The organism is Dokdonella sp. (assembly GCF_039926425.1).
Taxonomy (GTDB): Bacteria; Pseudomonadota; Gammaproteobacteria; order Xanthomonadales; family Rhodanobacteraceae; genus Dokdonella_A.
The window spans coordinates 1-9,100 of record NZ_JBDSWZ010000312.1 but is presented as its reverse complement, the minus strand read 5'-3'; the positions used below and the strand labels follow the sequence as shown (position 1 = coordinate 9,100).

The window sequence follows — 9,100 nt, the reverse complement described above, 5'->3', positions numbered from 1 at the left end:
TTGGGACATGAAATCGATCGGCGCCGACTCTCTCAAACAGGTTCTCGAGGACGCGCGTTCCGGCACCGATGACCCGCACAACATCGCAACGCTTGAGCGCATGCTCGGACAGGTCGATGCCGGATCTTTCGAGTCGCTCGGGCGGCGTTGAGCAAAGCGGTCGTTCAGGCGCGTTGTCGCTATCGCATTTTCACCCACCGGGTTTGTCGGCGTTCTCGGCTACCCGTTGGTCGAACAACCCGGTCTTTTCGAACATGTCGAAATACTCTCGCACCTCGACCCGGTCACACGACGCCCACCTCCGGTTTGCCGGCAAGATGCTGCGTATGTCTTCGAGATCGCGCGTGCGCTCAGGATTGTTGACCACCGCCTGCAGCTTGAATCCGATCAGCCCCTCGGCGCTGACGACATCCGACCCCTGCCGGAATCGCGCGATTGCGCCTCCGCGGGACGTCGCAGGGAAATCGGGCGATGGGCGACGAAGAGGTCGAGCCCCCGGTGTCGCGTCGATCTTTGGCAGCGGCCGGGGTCGAATGCCGATTGTCGTCGGATCACGTTTCGAACCCGTCGACGAAGATCAGCTCGCCACCGGCGAAGATGCCGGAGCCGTCATTCTGGTAGCAGAACTGGTTGATCGTGGCCGGGAATCCGTTGGGACCGGTCGTCGTCAGCGAAACCCAGCCGTAGTTCGTGATGGCTGCAGCTTCATTTGTGAAAGCGACGCCAACATAGCCGTGGGTGACGCCGGCCCCGAACGCTCCACCTGGAGAAACGCCCGCCGAACTCAGGATCGACGTGGCATCGATGATCGTGCCCGCAGCGAGCACGTCGACAGTCGCCCCTGCTCCGACGTAGCGCGTGGTGTTGAGCGTGCTGTTGGAGGAAAAGAAATTCAATGTTGCGAGTCCCGACGCAAACACATTGAAATCCCAGCCTGCAACGCTGCCCGTGGTGTTCGATGCGCCGGTGACGAAATTGAGATAGAGGCCGTCGATGGTCGCCGGAATGCCGACCGGGGCAAGCGAACAAATCTCCGTTCCGAATGCCTGCGCGGAACAAAAGGTCATGGACGCAGCTGCCAGTGACGCCAGCACCGAGTCACGGTTGAATCGCATTTTGGCATTGAACAGGTTGTTTGCTTTTTTCATGGAGCGATCCCCAGGTTGTCGTGATTGATCTGACGGCGCGATGCGCCATGCAGGGCTATGACTGCCCGCAAGAAAGGAAGCATGGGTCGTTGAATACGGCCGTCTCGCGCGCCGCAGCTGCCGTGCCATGGGCAAGCCTATCGCGCATGCGACTGGCTCCTCCATACGGGAAGTGTCAAAGCGAGTGAAACGCGCGCCAGATACGCCGATCCATCCATTTATCCGGGAGGAATCGCGGCTGAAGCCGCTCCCACACCCGCAACTTCGATGGAAAGGGACGACCATTTCGAAAACTCGATGCGCGGGCAGATTGCGTCGAACACGTCAGCCGCCGCACTCGTCGGTATCGGTCGTCGATCCAACGATGCCGTTGTCGAACCGATTCCATGCAGGCATTGGGGGATTGCCGACGAAACTGCGTACTTCAAACAGGTACCCCATCCGAGCTCCTGCCAATGAACGCCGCATCGATCCGCCGTACGCTCGTCAACGCACTCCTCCCCTGTAGCCTCATCGCCATGGCGGTTCCCGCGCAGGCCGACTTCATCTACGCGCGTCTGGTGCCGGGAGCCGGCCTCGAGGCCAATGGCTCCTCCACCCTGGTCGACGTGTCGGCCGACGGTCGCACGGTGGTGTTTGCCAGCACGGCGAACAACTGGGTCGGCGATACCTACATCGGCACGCGCGCGGTGGCCGTCGATCTCGATACCGGCGTGATCGAAGCCGTGTCCGCACTGGGCGGCGCCGTGTTCCGTGGTGAATCGCCGGTCACGTCGGGCGACGGGCGCTACGTCGCGTTCCTCACCATCAATGCGTCGTATGGCCCGAACTGGCAGGTGCTGCGCAAGGATCGACAGACGGGCGAATTGCAGCTGGCCAGTGCCAATGCCGCCGGCCAGCCAGCCGAGTTCGGCAGCGAGGACAATACGGTGTCCATCTCGGCCGATGGTCGCTATGTTGCGTTCCAGACTACCTCCGTCATGACGGACGCGCCTGGCCGGGCGGGAGGCGTGCGAGCTCCCGCTGGGGCATTCGGCGGCATCTACGTCAAGGATATGACGACCGGACAGATCGAGATGGCTTCGATCAAGTCCGATGGCAGCGTGGCCGACCACTGCGCACTGGATCTGCACGCGTTGTCCGGGACAGGGCGGTACGTATCGATGTTGTGCAGCGACGCATCGGTTCCGGGCGCCACCGGCGGGCAAGCCTACGTGCGCGACCTGCAGGCCAATACCACCGAGCTGATCAGCCGCAGCACGTCGGCGACTTCAGGGTCGAGTGCATTTGTTTACCATCCGTCGATTTCGCCCAGCGGTCGCTTCGTCAGCTTCAAGAATCGTGGCTACGGCGGGCTCGGTTACGCCAACGGCGTAGGCAGCGAAGGCAACAGCGGCATCTACCTGCGCGACCGCCAGGCAGGAACGACGATCGCGATTCCGCGCGCTGCGGTCCTTCCCTCCGACGCCTACGACAGCTGCTCCGCGTCTGCTGTGTCCGACATCGGCAGCGTGGTGTTGAGTTGCAATTACGCGTGGGGTGGAACCGGTTCGTACCCGCAGACGTTTCTGTTCGTGCCGGGTGCCGGCGCGCCCGAGATGCTCAGCGTGACCGCAGCCAGTCAACCGGGCAACGACGCGTCGGGTTACACGCTTGCGGTGAATGCGTCGGGCCTGTCGATGGCGTGGGAGTCGAATGCAAGCAACATCGACCCCGCCGATGGCAACAACGCGTCGGACATCTTCGTGCTCGTCGAGGAGTCGGTGCTGTCCGACGTGATCTTCGCGAACGGGTTTGAAAGTTCGGCCGGGAAGTCAGGAATCGGACGCGGTGTGCTTGCACCGGTTCTTCGCGTTTCCAATTGAACGGATCGCTCGAGTGACTTCAAGAGCATCGCGGTTGAAACCGCTCCCACCGATGCTTGCATGAGAATGCCGTTCCATCCCTTGCGCAGCGGGGGAAGGAGCCGAAGGGGGATGGCGCGCTCTTGATCTTGAACTCCCGCGAAAAGCTGCCCCCTTCCGCCCTCCGGGCACCTTCCCCCGCTTCGCAGGGGAAGGAATATTGACGCTGCGCAGATCGATCGAATCTACCGACCGTCAATCGCGAGCAACGTCGCCGTCGCGATCCCCACATGAGAATGCCGTTCCTTCCCCTGCGCAGCGGGGGAAGGTGCCGAAGGCGGATGGGGGCGCGCTTGATCGCGCGCTCCCACAAAAAGCAGCCCCCTTCCGCCCTTCGGGCACCGTTGCCCGCTTCGCAGGGGAAGGAACTTTGAAGCCGCGCAAATCGATCGAATGCACCGACGCAGACGCGCTTTGTGCATCTCCATGCTGGTCGACGAGTCGGCGCTTCGGGCGTGATCGTCGCGCATCAACGCGAAAGCGCGGCGGTGTCGTTACGAACGTCGACTGGACGCCAGCGATTTCAATGAGGTGACACCCTCATCACTCATGCCGTCATACTGCCGCAGCCAAGGAGCCAGCATGGAAACCATCCACGTAGCGCAACCGTTCGACTGGGTGAGTCGTCAGTTGAAACCAGCCGCCGTGCTGCAGTTCAAAACAGCGGATGAGGCGGCGCGGAGAGCCGCGCTGTTGGCCGACAAACATGCCGGAATCATTGCCTACAGCATGGACATCGACGAAGAGAGCGGCGACTACGGCACTCCGCGCGTGCTGTTCAAGGCAGGGGATGTGCCGGAGCTTTGAGTCGTCACTGATCCAGCGCTGCGTGCGACTTTCCAAAACGCATGGGACCCGCTGGCGATATTCCACCGATCAGCGCCGTGCCCGAGTTGCAACACGAACTGGCCGGGTGACCGTCGCGACTTGGCTGACCGCTGCTCCGAGTCGAAGTGCGGAATGAGAATATTGAACATTCTGTTGAGATTTCGACGGATTGTTGATATTTTCGGACCGTTAATTTCGAACGAGCGACCCATCGCACCATGATCACCCCCGCATTGGCACCCGAATCCCTTCGCTGGGTTCGCTGGTGCATCGGCCTCGCCGCGACCGCCGTGGGTGCATTGAGCGTCCACGCGATCATGTTGCAGGTCTTTGACGTTCCCTTCCCGGATCTCTCGGTGATTCCTGGCCCGTTCAAGCTGGTGGTCCGCATTGCCGCCGCACTGGCGTTGATCATTTTCTGGCAACGGGCCGCATCCCGCGTGGAGGGCTCGTTCCTGAAACGCTGGGGCCTCTTGTTCGTCATCGCTGCGATGCTTCAGGAGAGCCTGCTCCGCGGACCCTTCATGGAAGGCTATTGCACGACGGCATGGGTGTTCGCGTTCGTCGGCAACCTGCAGAAATTGACGTCCATCGCGGTAGTGGCGGCGCTGGTCGTCGTTGCTGCACCGCGACTCACCCGTGTGTGGCAGAAGGTCGTGGCGGCGGCGGTCATCGCCACGTTCGGTATGTTCATTGCCACGCCGCTGATCGGCATGGCGATGGCTCCGGTGATGGCATCCATTGCTTCGCTCGCGCCACAAAGCGAATGGTGCACCCTGCCCTACGGCCCCAATGTCCTGATCCCGGCCTACCTGACGTTTGCCGAGCCGGTGCTCGCGTGCATTGCTGCCGCCGGATTGATCTGGAACCGATTGTCGCCATCACGCGCGCTTCGGTTCGCCCAGTTCACGCTGCTGATCCTTGCAATCAAGAACCAGTTGTTGATGCCTTTCATTTACGCGGCGTTTGCCAAGGTTCCGCTGGTGGATGCCTTTGTCAGCGAAAGCCAGTTCGCCCTCGAGGCCGTTGCACTGGCGCTGCTGGCCGGAGTCACGTGGGAGTGGACAAGGCCGAAAGCCCGACAGCCGGCGATGGGGCCCGTCGATTGACTGCGCGCGGAGCGATGACATTCTGTTGGTCATTCACTGTGCGCATCGAGTCGATGAAGAACGGACGCCGCGCGTGCTCTCCGCCCTGTCGAACCATGAAACGCCCATGACGCAACGCTCCGGTCGACCAAACATCGATGCCACATCCTCCGGCGCTACTCCGTCGCGCGCCATCCTCGCAGAACGCGCGGCGACGATGCAGGCTCTGCATCCGGTGGTGCAGTTGCTGGCGCTGACCATCGGGCCCAATGTGGAAGTCGTGCTTCACGACCTGACGACACCGGAGCACTCCGTTGTCGCCATCGCGAACGGGCATCTATCCAACCGCACGGTCGGCAGTGCGATCATCGCGGGTCCGAAAGACGACAAGGGCTTTCACGAAGCGCGGCGGCAACTCACCGCAAGCGGCAGCCGCGAACACTCGCTCATCGGCCACTATGTGACCGTGACAAGCGCCGGCGTGAAACTCCGGTCCTCCACAGTGATCTTCCGCGATTCGGCCGGAGTGCCCTACGCAGCACTGTGCGTGAATTCCGACCTTGCGACGTTCCGCGACATGCATGCGTTGCTGGAAACGTATCTCCACCCGCGTGCGGAACCGATACGCGAACAGCAAACTCAGCCGGCAATCGACGCGTTGATGCGCGAGATCATCGACGAGGCCGTCCGTCGGTCCGGAAAATCGGTCGGACTGATGAAGAAGGAGGAAAAAAAACTGGCGGTCAAGGCCATGCTGCAGCGCGGCCTGTTCCTCGTCAAAGGCGGCGTCGAGCGGGCTGCCGAAGCGCTCGGCGTATCGCGTTTCACGATCTACAACTACCTGGAAGCGTTGCGTCAGCGGGGCGGCGCGAGCGACGCGGATACGGAATAGGCGTCTGCAATCGAACGCCCCGGCGACATGGCTTCGACCCAGCCTTCCATCGATCGCGACAAGCGCGATGCTCGGGGTTGCGCAGCGTTGACCTACAACTTGAATTGCGTACCGATTGACGGCTCGCGCTCGGGCCAGCAAGGACACAGTGCTTCGACCACTTCCATCAGACCCATCCAATCTGCCAGGGGGTCGTTCGAGCGCTCGGGCTGATAAGCGACTCCGGCCTCCGCCGCAATGAAGACGGGCCGCTCGCTATCCGTCGGCTGCATGCCCGTCCTCCCCAAGGAGCTGACCCAACAGTTCGCTTCGCTCGAACAATTCGAAGTACGTCCGCACTTCCATCAGGTCGAGCGTCGCACGATTCGCACGCAGTAGTTGGCGGATATCCTCGAGGTCGCGCAAGCGACGTGGATCGTTGATGTATGCCTGCAGCTTGAGGCCGATCAGGCCCTCCACGTTGACGACCCGTAGCTGACCCATCCCGACGTCGCGCGTTTCGGCTTCTGCGAGGAGACGCCGCGCAACCGGCCGGTGCGCGTAGATGAAATCGAGGCCTTCGTCGCCGCGACGGTAGTTCGCGGCATCGTCGTTGCGGTGCAGGCATCGATAACCGAGGTCGAGCACCATCGCGTGCAAGCAATCGGCGTCGTCGAGATCCGCCAGGAAATCGATATCCTGAGTTGCGCGCACGACGTGATGCGCAGCGAGCGCGAGGCCGCCAATCAGCGCCGGCGGCGTCTGGCAGACCGCGAAGCCGGCCACGACCTCCCTGATCTGATCGACGAGGCGTGGCATGTTCGACTACATGTTCCGCCGGTACTCGCCGCCGACGTCGTACAACGCATGGCTGATCTGGCCGAGGCTGTGGGTCTTTACCGCTTCCATCAACGCGGTGAAGACATTCTGTCTCGCGCGTGCGGTGTCTTGCAGGTAGTTCAGACCTCCGGTGGCCGGCATCGCGGCTGAAGCCGCTTCTACGACAGCGGATTCACCGGCCACCGCCACAGCGTTGCGATTGTTCTGGTACGCCAGCACGTTGGTGATCTGCGCACCCTTCTCTTCCTCGGTGCTGCGGATGAGTTCGATCTCGGTGACGATATCGCCGGCGTGTTCCTTCGGCAGGAACGTGTTGACGCCGACCAGCGGCAGACTGCCGTCGTGCTTCTTGTGTTCGTAGTACATCGACTCTTCCTGGATCTTGCCGCGCTGGTACATCGTGTCCATCGCGCCGAGCACGCCGCCGCGCTCGCTGATCGCCTCGAACTCCTTGTAGACGGCTTCCTCGACGATGTCGGTGAGGTAGCCGACCGCGAAGCTGCCTTGCCACGGGTTCTCGTTGAAGTTGAGCCCAAGCTCCTTGTTGATGATCATCTGGATCGCGACGGCGCGGCGCACGCTTTCCTCGGTCGGCGTGGTGATCGCTTCGTCGTAGGCATTCGTGTGCAACGAATTGCAGTTGTCGAACAGCGCATACAGCGCCTGCAGCGTGGTGCGGATGTCGTTGAACTGGATTTCCTGCGCGTGAAGCGAACGGCCGCTGGTCTGGATGTGATATTTCATCATCTGGCTGCGTTCGTTCGCGCCGTACCGTTCGCGCATCGCGCGCGCCCAGATGCGCCGCGCGACGCGCCCGATGACGGTGTATTCCGGATCCATGCCGTTGGAGAAGAAAAACGACAGGTTCGGCGCGAAGTCGTCGATCGCCATGCCGCGCGCGAGGTAGTACTCGACGATGGTGAAGCCGTTCGACAGCGTGAACGCGAGTTGCGAGATCGGGTTTGCACCCGCTTCGGCAATGTGGTATCCGCTGATCGATACCGAGTAGAAATTGCGCACCTTCTGGTCGACGAAATATTGCTGGATGTCGCCCATCATGCGCAGCGCAAACTCGGTGGAGAAGATGCAGGTGTTCTGCGCCTGGTCTTCTTTCAGAATGTCGGCCTGCACGGTGCCGCGCACCGTCGCCAGCGTGTGCGTCTTGATGCGTGCGTAGGTGGCTGCGTCGACGACCTGGTCGCCGCTGATGCCGAGCAGCGCAAGGCCCAGACCGTTGTTGGTCGGCGGCAGGTCGCCGAGATAGGTCGGGCGCGAGCGACCGTCGAACAGGTTCGCGATGGTCTTCTGCGCATCGGCCCAGCGCGCCGGATCTTCCTTCAGGTATTTCTCGATCTGCTGATCGATCGCGGTATTCATGAACATGGCGAGGATCATCGGCGCAGGGCCGTTGATCGTCATCGACACCGACGTGGTCGGCGCGCAAAGATCGAAGCCCGAGTAAAGCTTCTTCATGTCGTCGAGCGTCGGTACGTTGACGCCGGAATTGCCGATCTTGCCGTAGATGTCGGGGCGCGGCGCAGGATCTTCGCCGTACAGAGTAACCGAGTCGAATGCGGTCGAAAGGCGTGCAGCCGGCTGGCCGATGCTGAGGTAATGGAAGCGGCGGTTGGTGCGCTCGGGTGTGCCCTCGCCTGCAAACATGCGGATCGGATCCTCGCCGACGCGGCGATACGGATACACGCCGCCGGTGTACGGATAATCGCCCGGCAGGTTTTCCTTTTGCAGGAAGGTCAGCAGTTCTCCCCAGCTCTTGTAGGTCGGCGCGGCGATCTTCGGGATCTTCTGGTGGCTCAGCGATTCGCGATAATTTTCGACCTTGATCGTCTTGCCGCGCACTTCGTATTCGGTCACGTCGTCGGTGATCGACTTCAGGCGCGACGGCCATTCGCGCAGGAGTTTCAGTGCATCGGACGACAGCGCGTGGATTGCATCGTTGTAGCGTTGGCGCAGCGTGACGAGCGAGCGGTCGACCGGCAGGCGGCGTGACGGCGGCGGCGGAGTGTTGCGCACCAGTTCTTCCGACTCCCTGCGACGCTCCCAGTTGAACTTGAGCTTGCGACGGTCGGTCGAGACCCGGCGCTCGCCGCACGCCGGGAAGTCACTCATTTCCGGCGACGATGAGGGGATCGTGAGGTCATCGGGATTGAACAGATCGAGCATCTTCGGCAGCGCCTCATCCTCGAGATCGCGCAGCGATTGCCAATAGGATTGTGCGCGGTCGGCAGCTTCGGCCTGCCTGTCGATATCGGCATTGATGCCGCGGCCCTCTTCGGCGATCTCAGCGAGGTAGCGTGCGCGCGCGCCCGGGATGAGCACCGTGGCGCGCGGTTCCTTCAGCGTGGTGTCGAGGTGCGGGACCCAGTCGATGCGCGCGTTGACCTTGGCGCTCTCTGTAGGAGC

7 protein-coding genes are annotated in these 9,100 nt (G+C 62.1%); 4 read left to right on the top strand and 3 right to left on the bottom strand.

Features of this window, described 5'->3' with window-relative positions:
* Nucleotides 1–551 precede the first annotated feature (551 nt).
* Nucleotides 552–1,148 carry a hypothetical protein gene (locus ABIV12_RS17370; protein ID WP_348061696.1) on the bottom strand — a complete coding sequence of 199 codons (597 nt, stop codon included), beginning with the start codon at nucleotides 1,146–1,148 and terminating at the stop codon, nucleotides 552–554.
* 455 nt (nucleotides 1,149–1,603) lie between these two features.
* Here ABIV12_RS17370 and ABIV12_RS17365 point away from each other — a divergent pair, with 455 nt between their 5' ends.
* From ABIV12_RS17365 to ABIV12_RS17350, 4 genes are all read left to right on the top strand, one after another.
* Entirely contained in the window at nucleotides 1,604–3,013 is a 1,410-nt protein-coding gene (locus ABIV12_RS17365) for a hypothetical protein (RefSeq protein ID WP_348061695.1), read from the top strand.
* A 621-nt stretch (nucleotides 3,014–3,634) separates the two neighbouring features.
* Entirely contained in the window at nucleotides 3,635–3,859 is a 225-nt protein-coding gene (locus ABIV12_RS17360) for a hypothetical protein (RefSeq protein WP_348061693.1), read from the top strand.
* 239 nt (nucleotides 3,860–4,098) lie between these two features.
* Nucleotides 4,099–4,989: a hypothetical protein gene (locus ABIV12_RS17355; protein WP_348061691.1), complete on the top strand. Its 891-nt coding sequence runs from the start codon at nucleotides 4,099–4,101 to the stop codon at nucleotides 4,987–4,989.
* A gap of 106 nt (nucleotides 4,990–5,095) precedes the next feature.
* Nucleotides 5,096–5,860: a PAS domain-containing protein gene (locus ABIV12_RS17350; RefSeq protein ID WP_348061689.1), complete on the top strand. Its 765-nt coding sequence runs from the start codon at nucleotides 5,096–5,098 to the stop codon at nucleotides 5,858–5,860.
* Between the two features lie 255 nt (nucleotides 5,861–6,115).
* Here ABIV12_RS17350 and ABIV12_RS17345 read toward each other — a convergent pair whose 3' ends face one another.
* The gene (locus ABIV12_RS17345; protein ID WP_348061687.1) at nucleotides 6,116–6,658 is read right to left on the bottom strand and encodes a hypothetical protein; all 543 of its coding nucleotides are present in this window, start codon (nucleotides 6,656–6,658) and stop codon (nucleotides 6,116–6,118) included.
* Nucleotides 6,659–6,664: 6 nt separating this feature from the next.
* Nucleotides 6,665–9,100 (bottom strand): methylmalonyl-CoA mutase family protein (locus ABIV12_RS17340; RefSeq protein ID WP_348061685.1); only part of this gene is annotated, 2,436 nt, incomplete at its 5' end.